16 protein-coding genes are annotated in these 16,176 nt (G+C 42.6%); all 16 read right to left on the bottom strand.

Annotation, left to right across the window (positions count from 1 at the left end; all coding sequences use genetic code 11):
- Positions 1–19 precede the first annotated feature (19 nt).
- A complete protein-coding gene (locus tag B7720_RS08680) occupies positions 20–652 on the bottom strand; it encodes a copper homeostasis protein CutC (protein ID WP_049518799.1) in 633 nt (210 codons plus the stop codon).
- 93 nt (positions 653–745) lie between these two features.
- Positions 746–1,105, bottom strand: a complete 360-nt coding sequence (locus B7720_RS08685) for a YbaN family protein (RefSeq protein ID WP_001220350.1) — start codon at positions 1,103–1,105, stop codon at positions 746–748.
- A gap of 106 nt (positions 1,106–1,211) precedes the next feature.
- Positions 1,212–3,299 (bottom strand): type I DNA topoisomerase, encoded by a 2,088-nt coding sequence (gene topA, locus B7720_RS08690; RefSeq protein ID WP_084857582.1) that lies wholly within the window; start codon positions 3,297–3,299, stop codon positions 1,212–1,214.
- Between the two features lie 117 nt (positions 3,300–3,416).
- Positions 3,417–4,265 carry a DNA-processing protein DprA gene (gene dprA, locus B7720_RS08695; protein WP_000705296.1) on the bottom strand — a complete coding sequence of 283 codons (849 nt, stop codon included), beginning with the start codon at positions 4,263–4,265 and terminating at the stop codon, positions 3,417–3,419.
- 84 nt (positions 4,266–4,349) lie between these two features.
- On the bottom strand, positions 4,350–4,973 hold the full coding sequence (locus B7720_RS08700) for a hypothetical protein (RefSeq protein WP_000734770.1): 624 nt from the start codon (positions 4,971–4,973) through the stop codon (positions 4,350–4,352).
- Between the two features lie 140 nt (positions 4,974–5,113).
- Entirely contained in the window at positions 5,114–6,937 is a 1,824-nt protein-coding gene (lepA, locus tag B7720_RS08705) for a translation elongation factor 4 (RefSeq protein ID WP_049478162.1), read from the bottom strand.
- Positions 6,938–7,015: 78 nt separating this feature from the next.
- The gene (locus tag B7720_RS08710; protein WP_049490718.1) at positions 7,016–7,744 is read right to left on the bottom strand and encodes a metallophosphoesterase family protein; all 729 of its coding nucleotides are present in this window, start codon (positions 7,742–7,744) and stop codon (positions 7,016–7,018) included.
- Positions 7,745–9,412, bottom strand: coding sequence for a DNA repair protein RecN (gene recN, locus B7720_RS08715; protein ID WP_084857584.1), 1,668 nt, complete (start codon positions 9,410–9,412; stop codon positions 7,745–7,747).
- Positions 9,413–9,418: 6 nt separating this feature from the next.
- Positions 9,419–9,850: an arginine repressor gene (locus B7720_RS08720; RefSeq protein ID WP_001034394.1), complete on the bottom strand. Its 432-nt coding sequence runs from the start codon at positions 9,848–9,850 to the stop codon at positions 9,419–9,421.
- The gene (locus B7720_RS08725) at positions 9,843–10,658 is read right to left on the bottom strand and encodes a TlyA family RNA methyltransferase (RefSeq protein WP_061427532.1); all 816 of its coding nucleotides are present in this window, start codon (positions 10,656–10,658) and stop codon (positions 9,843–9,845) included. Before B7720_RS08725 ends, B7720_RS08720 begins: the two co-directional genes overlap by 8 nt.
- The gene (locus B7720_RS08730) at positions 10,651–11,526 is read right to left on the bottom strand and encodes a polyprenyl synthetase family protein (protein WP_084857586.1); all 876 of its coding nucleotides are present in this window, start codon (positions 11,524–11,526) and stop codon (positions 10,651–10,653) included. Before B7720_RS08730 ends, B7720_RS08725 begins: the two co-directional genes overlap by 8 nt.
- Entirely contained in the window at positions 11,523–11,735 is a 213-nt protein-coding gene (locus tag B7720_RS08735; RefSeq protein ID WP_000043230.1) for an exodeoxyribonuclease VII small subunit, read from the bottom strand. The genes B7720_RS08730 and B7720_RS08735 overlap by 4 nt, the downstream gene beginning before the upstream one ends.
- Complete coding sequence (xseA, locus tag B7720_RS08740; protein WP_084857589.1) at positions 11,713–13,053, bottom strand: exodeoxyribonuclease VII large subunit; 1,341 nt, start codon at positions 13,051–13,053, stop codon at positions 11,713–11,715. Before xseA ends, B7720_RS08735 begins: the two co-directional genes overlap by 23 nt.
- Before the next feature lie 128 nt (positions 13,054–13,181).
- Positions 13,182–13,820: a uridine kinase gene (gene udk, locus B7720_RS08745; RefSeq protein WP_084857591.1), complete on the bottom strand. Its 639-nt coding sequence runs from the start codon at positions 13,818–13,820 to the stop codon at positions 13,182–13,184.
- 113 nt (positions 13,821–13,933) lie between these two features.
- The gene (truB, locus tag B7720_RS08750) at positions 13,934–14,812 is read right to left on the bottom strand and encodes a tRNA pseudouridine(55) synthase TruB (RefSeq protein WP_084857593.1); all 879 of its coding nucleotides are present in this window, start codon (positions 14,810–14,812) and stop codon (positions 13,934–13,936) included.
- Positions 14,813–14,822: 10 nt separating this feature from the next.
- The gene (locus B7720_RS08755) at positions 14,823–16,097 is read right to left on the bottom strand and encodes a DUF2130 domain-containing protein (protein ID WP_001002606.1); all 1,275 of its coding nucleotides are present in this window, start codon (positions 16,095–16,097) and stop codon (positions 14,823–14,825) included.
- Between the last annotated feature and the right edge of the window lie 79 nt (positions 16,098–16,176).

A 16,176-nucleotide genomic window follows, 5' to 3' on the forward strand; every position in this document is an offset into this window, starting at 1 on the left:
AGCAGTTCCTTTCTATTTTTTAAAAGACAACCTTGGTTCCATGCAATTGTGTCACGCCCAGCTGGTCAATAAAGGTTTGACGGTTATCCAAGTCAATCCCCCCACCTGGTAAGATTTCAATTTTACCTTTTGCATGTTCCAAAATTCTGTGATAGTGAGCAAAACGTTTTTCTAGCGAGTCTCCAGACACACCAGCACGAGTTAGGATACGAGTTACTCCGGCTTGGCTGAGCCAGTCAATGGCTTCCAACTGATCTTCATCACTCAATTCATCAAAGGCCATGTGAAAGACAATTTCCATTCCTTTAGATGCGGCAATCAGCTTCTCAAGATTAGGCTTATCTAACTTTTTATCAGCAGTTAATGTCCCAAATACAACCCCTTGACTTCCAGCCTGTGCAGTCAAACGAATGTCTTCTAGCATGATCGCTATTTCAAGATCAGTATAGACAAAGTCGCCACCACGGGGACGAATCATAGTCATGATGGTGCTATCATAATTAGCTGCCAATTCAACCGCTGCCTTGGTCACTCCATAACTTGGCGTTGTTCCTCCTACAGCTAGATTATCACAAAGTTCGATTCGACGAGCTCCAGCCTGCATCGCTTTTTCAAGCAAGGTCACATTTTCAGCGCAAAATTCGTAAATCATTTGATTCTCCTTGATGTTTTCTTTGAATTTATTATATCATATTATTTTAAATATGCTTTCATTTTTACCAAGGCAAATAACTACTATTTTTATCTATTCTTTGTCAGGAATGACTTTAAAGAGATAGTAGGTGATAAAGATAGTCAAGGCTCCCAGACCAATTTTGACTGGCAAAAGAGGGGCAAAATAAATAGAAATTCCCATCAAGATATAGATAGATACGATGATTTTTTTCTTTCGTTCTCGCGCTATTGACTTGGTTTCCCGAAAGTCCGCTACATAAGTCTGATAAAGCTTTGTATGATAAAGCCAGTCTTCAAAACGCTTAGAAGATTTTGAAAAACAAGCGATAGCTAACAAAAGAAAGGGGGTTGTTGGTAAAAGTGGTAGGACAACTCCAATAACAGCTAAAGCCAGCGAAATAAAGCCAATACAGAGATAAATGATACGCATGATTTCTCCTAGATAAATTACTCTTCCTCTAGTTTCGCACACAAGGGGGAAATTTGTCAAGCTTCAAGTAAAAAGAGCCTGAAATTCATTTTCAGGACTCTGCATTTTATTTAATTTTCTCTTCTTCGTAGTCGCCATTACTACATACAACCTGCTTACCACCACCACGGACTTTTTTCTCCACAAGGAAGTGTCCGCATTTTGGACAGTCACGGCCAATTGGTTTGTCCCAGGAAGTAAATTCACATTCTGGGTAACGATTGCAACCATAGAAGATACGATTACGCTTGGTTTTGCGTTCGATGATTTGTCCTTGATGACAGCTTGGACACTCGACACCAATCTCTTTGACAATCGCTTGTGTATGACGGCAATCTGGAAAATTGCTACAAGCATAGAATTTACCAAAACGACCGAGCTTAATCACCATTGGACTGCCACAAACTTCACAGTCAAATCCAGCTGGCTCATCCTTGATCTGGATTTTTTCCATTTCGAATTCAGCCTTGGCTACTTCTTTAGAGAATGGTTTGTAAAAGGCGTCAATAACACGTTGCCACTGCTCTTTACCAACTTCGACATCATCCAGTTTTCCTTCCATCTCAGCTGTGAAGGTCACGTTTACGATATCTGGGAAGTATTCAACGATGAGTTTATTGACAATTTCTCCCAGTTCTGTCGGTTCAAAACGTTTAGCTGCCAGACGAACGTAGTAACGTTTTTGGATGGTTTCAATAGTCGGAGCGTAGGTTGACGGCCGTCCAACTCCATTTTCTTCCAAGGTCTTGATAAGAGTCGCTTCCGAATAGCGAGCAGGTGGTTGAGTGAAATGTTGTTCTGGCTTGCTATTGACCTGCTTGACTACATCTCCAACAGCCATATCTGGCAACATCTTGTTCTTGTCAGAGTCATTGTAGATAGCAAGATAACCATCAAACTTAACTTGGCTTCCATTCGCTGCAAACTGAACCCCATTTTGAGAGAGCTTAACAGCCATGGTATCAAATATAGCACCTGTCATCTGGCTGGCCACAAAACGGTTCCAGATAAGGGTATAGAGCTTAAGCTGGTCTTTGTCCAAGTACTTAGCGATGCTTTCAGGTGTGTTAAAGACACTAGATGGACGAATGGCTTCGTGGGCATCCTGAGCACCTGAGGCATTCTTGACCTTGCTACCATGCTTGGAATACTTGCTACCAAAACGGTCGTTAATGTAGCTTGCCGCTTCATTCTGAGCTACAGGACTGATACGAGTCGAGTCTGTACGCATATAGGTAATCAAACCCTGCACACCTGATCCGATATTGATTCCTTCATAAAGCTGCTGGGCCACCATCATAGTCTTTCGAGTACGGAAATTGATTTTGTTAGCCGCATCCATCTGCATAGTTGAAGTCGTATAAGGTAGGGGCGTATTGCGTTTGCGCTCTTTCTTGTCTACCTGGTCAACAGTGAAATCTTTGCTAGTCAAATGGGACAAGACTTCTTTGACCTCTTCATTGGTGGTCAATTTCATCTTTTTGCCATTCATACCATAGAATGAAGCTTGAAATTGTTTGGTTCCCTTCTTAAAGACACCATCAATTGTCCAGTATTCTTCTGGTTGGAAGGCATTGATTTCATTTTCACGGTCAATGATGAGCTTAAGGGCAACAGACTGCACTCGCCCTGCTGATAAGCCCTTCTTGACCTTTTTCCACAAAATTGGCGAAATCGAATAGCCTACCAAGCGGTCCAAGACACGACGAGCTTGTTGGGCATCGACCAAGTCCATATCAATCTTGCGAGGTTCTTTAAAGGCATTTTTTACTGCGTCTTTGGTGATTTCATTAAAAACCACACGGTTGGCATCATTCTCATCCAAATCAAGGATATGAGCCAAATGCCAGGAAATCGCTTCTCCTTCACGGTCCGGGTCACTCGCCAGAAAGACTTTATTGGCCTTTTTAGCTTCTTTTTTCAAGTCATTGATGAGAGGACCTTTTCCACGGATATTGATATACTGCGGTTCATAGTTATTTTCAATGTCGACAGACATACTGGATTTTTTCAAATCACGGATATGCCCGACACTGGCTAAAACCTTGTAATTTCTGCCTAGATATTTCTCAATCGTTTTCGCTTTAGCAGGCGACTCCACGATGACTAGATTTTTTTTAACTGTTGATTTTTTCTTCTTTGTTGCCGTAGCCACACTATCACACCTTTTCAAAGTAATAAACTTTATAAAGTGTAAACCATTTTTCTATAGCTGTCAAGACCTAAGTCCTATATATAGAAGAAAAGTTTATCTGAGGGAACAAATTTCTCCTTAAAATTCAAACTCAGCCAGCACATCTTGACCGCTGGAAATCAGTTTTGCTCCCTCTTGAATCAGGTGGTGACAACCATCTGAATGGCCATCTAAAATGTTTCCTGGAATGGCAAAGACATCACGTCCTTCCTCCATAGCTCGCTCACAGGTAATGAGACTACCAGAACGCATCCTTGCCTCTGCAACGATCACACCACGGCAAAGGCCAGCAATGATGCGATTACGAGCTGGAAAGTGAAATTTCAAGGGTTCCTCACCTGGTCCGTATTCGCTAAGTATCAAATGGTGATTTCCAATGTGTTCCTGCAAACGTTTATTGGATCGGGGATAAAAAACATCCAATCCTGTTCCAATGACAGCAATCGTTCTTCCTCCATTCTGGAGTGCAGCCATATGGGCAGCCGTATCAATCCCTTTGGCTAAACCACTGACCACAATTAACTCGTTTTCCAAACCTTGAATGACTTTCTGGACCGACTTTGCTCCCTGACTAGAACATGAACGACTCCCTACAACAGCAACCTTTGGAAATTTCAATAAATCCAGATTTCCTTTATAAAACAAGAGCACTGGAGCATCATAAATCTCACTCAGATTCCAAGGATAACAGTCATCAAGAATAGAAAAGGATGGAAATTTCTGAAACTCCTTCTCCAACTGTGCATCATCTATCTGGAAATAGCGTTCCATAAAGACAGCAGGATTACGACACCCAGATATTTCTGCAATATCACCTAGCAAGAGCTCCTGATCTACAGTCTCATCGTATTCAAGAACTGTTAAAATTTGTTGATTGCTCAGCCCAGCTTTTCTCAATTTGTAAATATCATAGTTTGTAATCTTCATAAACATCTCCATTTCTTCTTTTCTACTCATCTATCTATTCGTAAAAAAAAATAAAAAGAAGACCAAGAATCTTCTTTTTTTCTTTTATTCAGATTTAGTAGTTGACCAGCTACTTTCAACCATCGGTAAGATTGTTTTTAAAGTTTCCCCATCCCCTTCAAGTGAAACATAGCGGATTTTACCATCATTTGATCGGAAGACCCAGGTAACGAGGTATTTCCCTGACTTAGCAATTGCATTGACAACATAGGCTTCATAGCCTCCAATGGTCGATTTGGAGCCCCAAACCTTACTGAAATCAGAGCTTTGTTCTTTGGAAGTTAAAATACTAGATGAGACAGTCACAACATCCAGTTTAGCATATTCTTCTTCGCTGATATTGAACTGCTCAGCCTTAAAGGTATTCAGCGTAACAATGTTGATATCTGTTCCATCACAATACTGTATATCATTTCCACCTTCTACTTCATGGAATCGAACCCATGATTTGGGTACCTTGACAAATCCATATTCATTCGAACCGATGATTTGCGTCTCTTCCTTTTTCGCTTCAGAAACAGCAGAACTAGTGCTATTCGTTTCCTGACTTCTTGAAGAACTAACAACCGCAGTCGAACTTTCTTCGGTTGCTGTTTGCGATTTATTGGAGCATGAAGCTAAAAAAGCACTAACAGTAACTACAGTACCTAAAATTAATAATTTTTTCATCCTACCACCTTTACATCTGCATTATAAGAAAAATAAGGACTTCTGTCAAATTCTAACCTAATCGATTCTGTTAGCTTCCGATTTTATCACTCTCATTTAAAGCAAAAACTCTTGAAAAATCTTCAAGAGTTTTTTTATTTCTATTCTTCATCCATGCTCAAGACGCTAAGGAAGGCTTCTTGTGGGACTTCTACTGATCCGATAGCTTTCATGCGTTTCTTACCAGCTTTTTGTTTTTCAAGGAGTTTGCGTTTACGAGAAACGTCACCACCGTAACACTTGGCAAGTACGTTCTTACGAAGGGCCTTGATATCAGTACGAGCCACGATTTTGTGCCCAATAGCTGCTTGAATCGGCACCTCAAATTGTTGACGAGGGATGATTTTCTTGAGCTTATCCACGATGAGTTTCCCACGTTCGTAGGCAAAGTCCTTGTGAACGATAAAGCTAAGGGCATCAACTTTGTCTCCATTGAGAAGGATGTCCATTTTGACCAGCTTAGATGGACGGTACTCTGACAATTCATAGTCAAAGCTTGCATAACCACGCGTCGAAGACTTAAGCTTATCAAAGAAGTCAAAGACGATTTCAGCAAGTGGAATTTGATAGATAACATTGACACGATTGTCATCAATATAGTCCATGGTCACAAAGTCCCCACGTTTGCGTTGAGCTAATTCCATAACTGCCCCAACAAACTCCTGTGGTACCATGATTTGCGCCTTAACATACGGCTCTTCAATAGTCGCAATCTTGGTTGGGTCTGGGAATTCAGACGGGTTAGACACATCCATAGATTCACCGTCAGTTTGGTTAACTTTATAGATAACAGACGGTGCTGTCATGATGAGATCAATGTTGAACTCGCGCTCTAAACGCTCTTGAATAACATCCATATGGAGAAGGCCAAGGAATCCACAACGGAAACCAAATCCCAGCGCCTGCGATGTTTCTGGTTCAAATTGCAGACTGGCATCGTTGAGCTGCAACTTTTCTAGGGCTTCACGAAGGTCATTGTACTTGTTTGATTCGATTGGATAAAGACCTGCAAAGACCATAGGATTCATCTGCTTATAGCCATCTAGCGGTTCAGCTGCAGGATTGCTTGCTAGGGTCACTGTATCTCCGACACGCGTGTCTTGAACTGTCTTGATGGAAGCCGCAATATAACCAACGTCACCAGTCGCTAGGAAATCACGCCCTACTGCTTTCGGTGTGAAAATACCAACTTCCGTCACATCAAAAGTCTTGCCATTGCTCATGAGTTGAATCTTATCGCCAGGTTTAACAACTCCGTCCATGACACGAACTTGGAGGATAACCCCACGATAAGCATCATAAACTGAGTCGAAAATCAAGGCCTTGAGTGGCGCCGTCACATCACCAGTTGGGGCTGGCACTTTTTCCACGATTTGTTCGAGAATTTCTTCAATACCAATACCAGCTTTGGCAGAAGCTAAGACTGCTTCACTAGCATCCAGTCCAATGACATCCTCAATCTCCGTACGCACGCGCTCAGGATCGGCTGCTGGTAGGTCAATCTTGTTAATGACTGGCAGAATTTCCAAATCATTGTCCAATGCTAGATAAACGTTGGCAAGAGTTTGTGCCTCAATTCCTTGTGCAGCGTCAACTACTAAAATCGCCCCTTCACAGGCAGCGAGCGAACGTGACACTTCATAGGTAAAGTCCACGTGCCCAGGTGTATCAATCAAGTGGAAAATATAGGTCTCGCCATCTTTTGCAGTATAATTGAGCTCAATGGCATTGAGTTTAATGGTAATCCCACGCTCACGCTCAAGATCCATACTATCCAAAAGTTGGGCTTGCATTTCACGACTAGAAACCGTCTCAGTTGCCTCCAAAATACGGTCTGCAAGCGTTGACTTCCCATGGTCAATATGGGCGATAATAGAGAAGTTTCGAATCTTCTCCTGTCGTTTCTTTAATTCTTCTAAGTTCATGCTGCTCTTCCTTTCAGGGTATCTATTAATTATAAATTGTTTTTAACATTTTGACAAGACCATACCCTGCTAGGAGTACTAATCTTCGGCAATAAAGCCATCATTTTCAATAAAGTGGTGTTCTGTCATTCCTTGGTCAGTAAAGACGATTCCATGAAGGACACCACCATATACAGCTCCTCCATCCATACCAATCTTGCCATCCTCTGTTATCCAAAGCTCAGCTGTACCTCGGTCTTGCTTGAGCAAACCATAAACCGGTGTATGCCCAAAGACAATAGTTTTTCCAGTATGGTTAGCCGCTTCGTGGAATGGTTTTCTGAGCCAGACTTTCTTGTAATCAGTCGTTTCATGCCAATCATCCAAGGTCAAATCAATACCCGCATGAACAAAGATATACTTGTCTGTCTCTACTACAAATGGCATTTGACGAATAAATTCGACCAAATCTGCTGCTTCAGTCGCAACACGCTTGGCATCTTCTACGCCATCAACTGGTGCATCCAAGGGACGACCTAAAATAGAGTTAATAGTTGTATCTCCACCATTGCGACGATAATGGTCATAGCTTTCTTCTGGGTCATCGAGCCAAGTCAGAAACATATACTCATGATTACCTGATAAACAAATAGCTCCTTGATTGTCGACCAAGTCTTTGACCATTTCTAGAACACGGCGACTGTCTTCACCACGGTCAATCAAATCTCCTAGAAAGAGCAACTGAGTTTGACCATCCCAGGTCTTGAGCAGATCTTCTAGCATACCTGCTTTCCCGTGAACATCTCCAATTACATAATAGTCCGTCATTTATTTCTCCCTCGTTTGCAATAATTCTCTCGCTTGGGTAAGGGCTGCTTCTGTTACATTCTCTCCTGCTAACATCTTAGCAACTTCCTCTACTCGTTCTTCTAAAGTCAAGAGACGAACTGTCGATACTGTTGAATGTTCGTCACTAATCTTTTCAATAAAGAATTGGTAATCTGCAATCGCAATTACTTGCGGTAGGTGAGAAATAGCTAAAACCTGACCATGTTGGCCAATCTTATGAATCTTTTGAGCAATGGCCTGGGCTACACGACCTGAAACTCCCGTATCCACCTCATCAAAGACAATACTGGTCTTACCTTCCTTACGAGAAAAGGCAGACTTGATAGCCAACATGAGACGGGATAATTCCCCACCGGACGCAACTTTGACCAAAGGCTTAAAGTCCTCACCTGGGTTGGTGGAAATGTAAAATTCGACTGCTTCATTTCCTTCACGACTGAACTTACTCTTACTAAAGCGAACCTGAAATTGAGCCTTCTCCATATAGAGATCTTGCAGTTCTTGTTTAATCTCTGCCTCAAGCTGCTGGGCCAAATAATGGCGAGCAGATGCAAGCTGACCTGCCAAATCAACAAGATTAACTTCCAATTTCTTGAGTTCTGCTTCCATCTCTTCGGAAGAAAGATTATTTCCAGTCAAGAGATTATACTCATCCGTAATCTTGGCAAAATAAAGCAAAACATCGTCCACAGTTCCACCGTACTTGCGGGTAATAGTATTTATAAGGTCTAAGCGATTTTCAACCTGCATGAGACGATTGCCATCAAAATCCAAGTCCTCAATAATATCTTCCAAACGCTTTGTAATATCTTCTAAAACATAGTAGGTCTCAGACAGAGAACTTGAAATTTCACGGTATTCAGGGTCATATTCTTCAACACTTTCCATGTCATTCATGGCTGAACGGACATTAGCAAGACTGGAGAATTCCTCATTGTCCAGCATACTGTAGGCATTGGTTAGCGTATCCGCAATATTTTTATGATTGAGGAGTTTATCTCGTTCTTGGTTGAGAGCTAAGTCTTCACCAGCCTGTAAGTTCGCTGCCTCAATCTCTGCCATTTGAAATTCCAACATCTCAATACGAGCCTTATGTTCCTGCTGGTTTTTCTTGACTTCCAAAACCTGCTTGCGCATTTTGCGATAGGCATCAAAGTTCGTCTGATAGGTCTCCTTCAAGTCCAAGAAAGCAGCATCACCAAACTCATCCAACATCTGGATATGCAGTTGAGGACGCATTAACTCTTCTTGGTCATGCTGACCATGGATATCTACAAGATGTTGCCCTATAGCACGCAAGACAGAAAGATTGACCATCTGACCATTCACGCGACTAACACTACGACCGTTTTGCAGAATTTCACGCCGGATGATGATCTCATCGCCCAATTCTAAACCTTGCTCATCAAAAAGTTCCTGTAAAAGGCGACTATTTTCAACCGAGAAAAGCCCCTCTATCTCTGCCTTAGGAGCACCGTGACGAATAACATCTGTCGTTGCTCGAGCCCCCAACATGAGATTCATAGCGTCGATAATGATAGACTTTCCGGCACCTGTTTCCCCGGTCAAAACAGTCATCCCCTTTTCAAAATTGAGGGAAATCGCCTCAATAATGGCAAAGTTTTTTATCGAAATTTCAAGTAACATACCGACCTACCATTTTTTGACTTGTTCAACAATTTCTTCAGCCGCCTCTGCTGTTCTAGCTACAATTAAGATAGAATCATCATCAGCTAGACAGCTAAAAATCTGTTCAGAGAATGCCTCAACCAACTGACTCTTCACAAAAATAGTATTTCCAGGAATGACAGCAAGGTTGATCATATTTCCCATTAACTCAGAACTCACAATGTTGTCCTCAGCCAACTGCAAACTTTTGACGACAGATTTTGGCAACTCATAGATATAGGTGTTGTTCTTCAAAGGAATTTTAACAATCCCAAGCTCCTTGATGTCCCTTGAGACAGTGGCTTGCGTAGCAGAAATACCTGCTTCCTTCAAATGCTCAACGATTTCTTCCTGAGTCCCGATTTGATAATCCGTAACAAATCTTCTAATTTTTTCAAGTCTCTCTTTTTTATTCATCTTTAAATTCTCTATGTGCTCTCTCTACAACTTTTTCTATTTCAGGAGCAACTTGGTTACTTGCTCCCTCTTCCTTTTTCAAATATGCCAGAAATTCGATATTTCCATGTCCACCTTGGATTGGTGAATAGTCTAATCCAAGCACTGAAAACCCTTGTTCAACTGCCATAGCAGTGAAAGCTTCAAGGACAGTTTGATGAACCTTGGCATCTCGAATAATTCCATTCTTTCCAATCTGCTCACGACCTGCTTCAAACTGGGGCTTAACCAGAGCTACAATTTGACCTTGATCAGCCAAGACGCGGTGCAAGGCTGGTAAAATCAAACTTAAGGAAATGAAACTCACATCAATACTGGCAAAGCTCGGTTCCCTTTCGAAATCAGTCTTTTCAGCATAACGAAAATTAAACTGCTCCATGCTGACAACCCGTGGGTCTTGACGTAATTTCCAAGCCAACTGATTGGTGCCAACATCGACTGCAAAGACTAACTCAGCACCATTTTGCAACATAACGTCAGTAAATCCTCCAGTGGAGGCCCCAATATCAATCGTTGTCGCTCCCTCGACTGACAAATCAAAGACCTCCAAGGCCTTCTCTAGTTTTAGACCACCTCGACTGACATACTTGAGTTTTTCACCCTTGAGTTTTAGTTCAGTATCATCTGGGATTTTCTCTCCTGGCTTGTCAAAGCGTTCTCCATTAAGGACTGCTACGACTAGTCCAGCCATGACACCACGCTTGGCCTGTTCTCGCGTTTCAAACAAGCCCTGTTTATAAGCTAGTACATCCACTCTTTCCTTAGCCATTGATTCTCAAACTTTCTACTACTTTCACAATCGATTCTGTTTCAAAGGGAACCTGCTGGGCAATTTCTTCTAATTTAGCCTCGGCTTGATCCAGAGTTTGGTTACAAAAGGCAATAGCCCCTTCCAAGCCCAACAAGGCTGGGTAGGTCGACTTTTCTGCCTGCAAATCCTTTTGTGGTGTCTTGCCGATTTCCTCAAAACTAGCGGTCACATCCAGCACATCATCTCTGACTTGAAAAGCCAGTCCAATCAATTCACCAACCGTTTTCAGTTTTGCTTGTAACTCTGGTGCTAATTCTGCTATGATAGCTACTGCTTGGAAAGGATAGGCTAGTAATTTGCCTGTTTTATTGGCATGAATTGTCTGGAGCTCTTCCAAGGACAAATGTTGGTGTTCCCCCTCTATATCCAGAACCTGCCCTGCCACCATGCCCAGACTTCCTGAAGCAAGGGATAAGTTGGCAATCAGGTCCACCTTGATCTGACTTGGCAAATCCGCCTGCGCTATTAAGGCATAGGGATCTAGGAACAAGGCATCACCTGCCAATATTGCCATCGCTTCGCCAAATTTCTTGTGATTTGTCAAACGCCCTCGACGATAATCGTCATCATCCATGGCAGGAAGATCATCGTGAATCAAGCTCCCTGTATGAATCATTTCCAAGGCCGCAGCCACCTGCGCGTGAGCAGGTTTAATAGCGACTTGCAAGGCTTCCAAAACTTCTAACAAGAGAAAAGGCCGAATACGCTTGCCACCAGCATGAATGGAATAGAGAACGGACTCTCGTAGACTAGAAGCAAACTGCTGGTCTCCATAAAAATCTTCCAAGGCAGACTCGACAAGAGCTAATTTTTCTTGCTTCTTCATTCGAAATCACTTTCTGTTCCGTCTTCTTGCATGACCTTGACCAAGGTCTTTTCAGCCTTGTCCAGCGTCGCTTGGAGTTCTTTTGACAAGACCATGCCCTTTTGAAAGGCAGTAATCGCATCTTCCAGAGCAATTTCACCATTTTCTAAACTTTGGACAATGGTCTCCAGTTCTGCTAGATTTTCCTCAAATTTCTTTTGTTTTGACATCTTTAACCTCTAATTCTACTTGACCATCCCGCATCAAAAGCGTCACTTGGTCTTTTTTATTCAACATCTCAACAGAATTGACTACGGACTCTTCTTTTTTGACAATAGCATAGCCACGCGCGACAATTCGGCTCGTATCCAACATCAGAAGTGCTTCCGAAAGTCGCTTGACTTCAGCAACCTTGGTATCATAAACAAGCGCCATTTGGCTACGTAGGAGCTTATCCAACTGACCTAGGCGGTCTTGATAGCGTTGGATTTTGGTCACAGGTGATAATTGCACCAGTTGATGTGTCCTTGCTTGTACTAGTTGTTTGTTATCGGAAATCTGTGTGCGCAAATTTTGTTTTAATCTCAGTTGCAGTTGATCTAACCGTTGCAAATAACCATCATACAAGCGCTCTGGTTGTCTAAAGATGACTGACTGACTGCATTTTTTCAGAGCTTCTTTTTTTCTTGACAGGACATTCTGAACTGCTGTTGCCATCCGCTTTTCTTGGTTTTGCAAATGAGCTAATACATCCAACTTGGTCACAGGCGTTGCCAGTTCAGCAGCAGCTGTTGGCGTCGCAGCCCGTCTATCTGCCACAAAATCCGCCAAGGTCACATCCGTCTCATGACCAACACTAGAGATGATGGGTAAACGGGATTCAAAAATAGCCCGTACCACGATCTCTTCGTTAAAAGCCCAGAGATCCTCGATGGAACCCCCACCACGACCAATGATGAGAACATCTAGGTCCTCACGTTGATTGGCACGCGCAATATTTCGAGCAATTTCCTCCGCTGCTCCATCACCTTGTACCTTGGTCGGATAGAGAAGGATATCAACACCTGGGAATCGCCTGCTGACGGTCGTGATAATATCTCGAATAACGGCTCCACTGCGACTGGTTACTACACCAATTCGCTTAGAAAACTGGGGAAGAGGTTGCTTGAAACGTTCTTGAAACAGGCCTTCTTCTGTCAATTTTTTCTTGAGTTGTTCAAACTGAATCGCGAGCGCCCCAACCCCATCAGGCTCAGCCTTTTCAATGATGATGGAGTAGCTCCCGCTGGGTTCATAGACCTGCACACGCCCAATCACATTGATTTTCATTCCCTCTTCCAAGTCGAAACCTAATTTTTGATAAATCCCAGACCAGATGGTCGCTTGAATAACTGCATGGTCATCCTTTAGGGAGAAATATTGGTGAGTAGGTCGTTTACGAAAGTTGGAAACTTGACCAGTTAAATAGACCCGTTCCAAGTAAGGGTCTTTATCGAATTTCATTTTCAGATACTTGGTCAAAGTTGTTACCGATAAATACTTTTCCATCTCCACCTACTATTCATTTTCTTGCTTTTCCATGGGTATTATTATACCAAAAACATGCTTAAAAATCTCCTTTTGCATACCGAAACGAAAGGAAAAATAGAAAAAGGAGGCTAGGCCTCCTCATCTGATTATTTGCTGTTACGAGCTTCTTCCAAAATCTTTGCAATCTTAGTGGTCAAAAGGTCGATAGCAACGGTATTGCTGACTCCCTCAGGAATGACGATATCGGCATAACGCTTGGTCGGCTCAATGAACTGGTGGTACATAGGTTTTACCACACCTAGATATTGGTCAATCACGCTATCCAGACTACGGCCACGCTCTTCCATATCACGCTTGATCCGACGAATAATACGCACATCATCATCTGTATCCACAAAAATCTTGATATCCATCAAATCGCGCAGGCGCTTGTCCTCCAAGACCAAAATCCCCTCAACGATAAAGACATCCTGAGGCTCCTGACGATAGGTCTTTCTACTCCGCGTATGCTCTGTATAGTCATAAGTTGGAATGTCCACCGGACGTCCTGCCAACAATTCTTTAATCTGCTCGATCATCAAATCTGTATCAAAGGCAAAAGGATGGTCATAGTTAGTTTTGACACGCTCTTCAAAGGTCAAGTGAGACTGATCCTTGTAGTAAGAATCATGCTCAATCATGGAAATCTTTTCATCAGGAAAATGCGATAAAATGGCTCTTGAAACACTGGTCTTACCACCACCAGAACCACCTGTCACTCCGATAATGATTGGTCTATTTTGCATGCTATCCTCCGTTTTTTTATCCGTCGTCTATTCTATCACATTTTTTGCAAAATTTATAGTCTGATTTGGATAGTATGGGGTGAAACATTTCCAATCCATACACCCCAGTTAAACTAGCTAAAAACCTTCCTTGGCTTATAGAGATTGCCTCGTTTTTCTAGAATGGCTAGTAATTTATCTCCCTCAAAGGCAGCCAGTTCTTGGTCTGTTTGATCTAGCTCGATAAAACGACCAAAGCGCACTTCTGTAGCTTGTTCTGGAGTTAGGAAAACTGTGACAAGGTCCCCTGTACCAATCTCTAGATGGTGGAGAAAGTCCAGTTGACCAGCCTCCACTTTTTCAGCAATTTCGTCCAAGGTAAGAGCATCCTCCAGTTGTAAACCTGCTGCACTCGTCCGAGTCAAATGGGACATATGGGCCGCATAACCCAGCTTCTCTCCCAAGTCAACAGACAAGGTACGGATGTAAGTCCCTTTACTGCATTTCACACGGAAAGTAAAGCGTGCAAGATGACCATCATAAGAAATTGGACTTGTCCGCTCAAATTGATAAATGGTCACCTGACGTTCTGGACGCTCCACTTCCTGACCAGCACGCGCATACTCATAGAGTTTGCGACCATTAACCTTGACAGCCGAGTACATAGGCGGAATCTGAGTAATAGGCCCAGTCAGGCTCGCAATGGCTTTATCGACAATGATTTCATCCAAGGGCGACAAAACAGGTGTCTCTGCGACCACTTCCCCACTAGCATCCTCGGTCGTCGTTGAATAGCCGAGAGTGATTTCCCCCTCATAGACCTTGCCCTCATCCTGCATAAACTCGACCATGCGGGTTGCCTTGCCCACCGCAATAGGCAAAACACCCACTACATCCGGATCCAAGGTCCCACCATGACCAATTTTCTTGGTTCCCAAAATCTTACGCAGCTTAAAAACCGCGTCATGCGAAGTCATCCCCGCTTCTTTTTTTAAGTTGATAATACCGTTCATGTGTTGCTTTCTATTCCCCCTTCAGTGCTTCAAATTTCGCTTTCATGGTTGGATTTTTACGAGTCAATTTTTTGACCGAAACATCTTCAAGCTTGTTGTTAGCTAAGCGGAGTTGGTTTTCGGATGTGGTTAGGAATTTCTTGACCTCTTCCATCCGTTTGATGGCCTTGTCGATTTCATCGATAGCTTTTCCAAAGTTGGTCGAAGCAGAGTTGTAGTTTTTGGCAAAAGCTACTTTGAAGGCATCCAAGTCTTCTTCAAAATGCGTAATATCGATATTCTGCTCCCGAACCAAGGCCAACTCCTGTTTGTATTTAAGAGAATTAAGCGCCGCATTGCGCAAGAGACCAATCAACTGGATAAAGAACTGGGGACGGACGACATACATCTTTTCATATTCGTGGCTGACATCCACGATACCGGTGTTGAAGTAGTCATTATCCGCCTCAAGCATAGTCACTAAAACCGCATACTCGCAGTTCTTTTCCCGACGGTCTTTATCCAACTCCTTGTAGAAGTCCGAATTCTTGTGCTTCTTCTCTGTTCCGTCCGCTTCATTTTTCATTTCAAACATGATGGAAATGATTTCCACTCCATTTTCATCACATTCACGGAAGATAAAGTCGCCTTTAGACCCACGCGCAGAGAGCTTGTTATCCTTCTCAAAGTAGGCATTTGGAAAGGCAAAACTACGGACCTTGTTAAACTCACTCTCTGCATAGTGTTCTAGACTTTCCCCGATAGCTTTTGTAGATTGTTGAGCCTTGAAATTCTTGTAAAACTCGACCTGTTCACTGGCCGCCTTGAGCTGGGCTTCATAGTTTTGTTTAACAGAAGCCAAAGACAACTCATTTTCCTTTTCTTGCAAGAGGAGCTGATTTTTAACTTGATCCCGTTCTTTTTCTAGGTCAGAAAGAGTCTTTTGTAGCTGATTTTCATGTTCCAAGCGCAGGGTAGCCAATTGGTTTTCCAAGGTCTGTACTTCCTTATCCTTTGCCAATAAAGCCTCATGACTTGTTTGTTCAACCTCTTTCCTAGCCAGCTCTTTCTCTGTATCAAAGTTTTGGATTTGACTCTGTAATTGCGCAATTTCTTGGTCTTTTTGAGCTAGTTTAGACTGTTGCTCATTCATAGCCTTCTGCTCAGCTAGGGCAAGCTCTTGCTTCATGCGATCGTGTAATTCCTTATCAAACTCAGCTGTTCTCACTTGAGATAAAAGTTCAGCATACTGGCTCTCATTTACTGTAAAGACTTCCCCACAGTTGGGGCATTTGATTTCGTTCATAACTTTCCTCTTTCTAGACTTCTGTAACCATTATATCATGCCTGAGGGAAAATCAAAAACAGTGAGTCGAAACCCACTG

The organism is Streptococcus oralis subsp. oralis, from assembly GCF_002096455.1.
Lineage (GTDB): Bacteria > Bacillota > Bacilli > Lactobacillales > Streptococcaceae > Streptococcus > Streptococcus oralis_CY.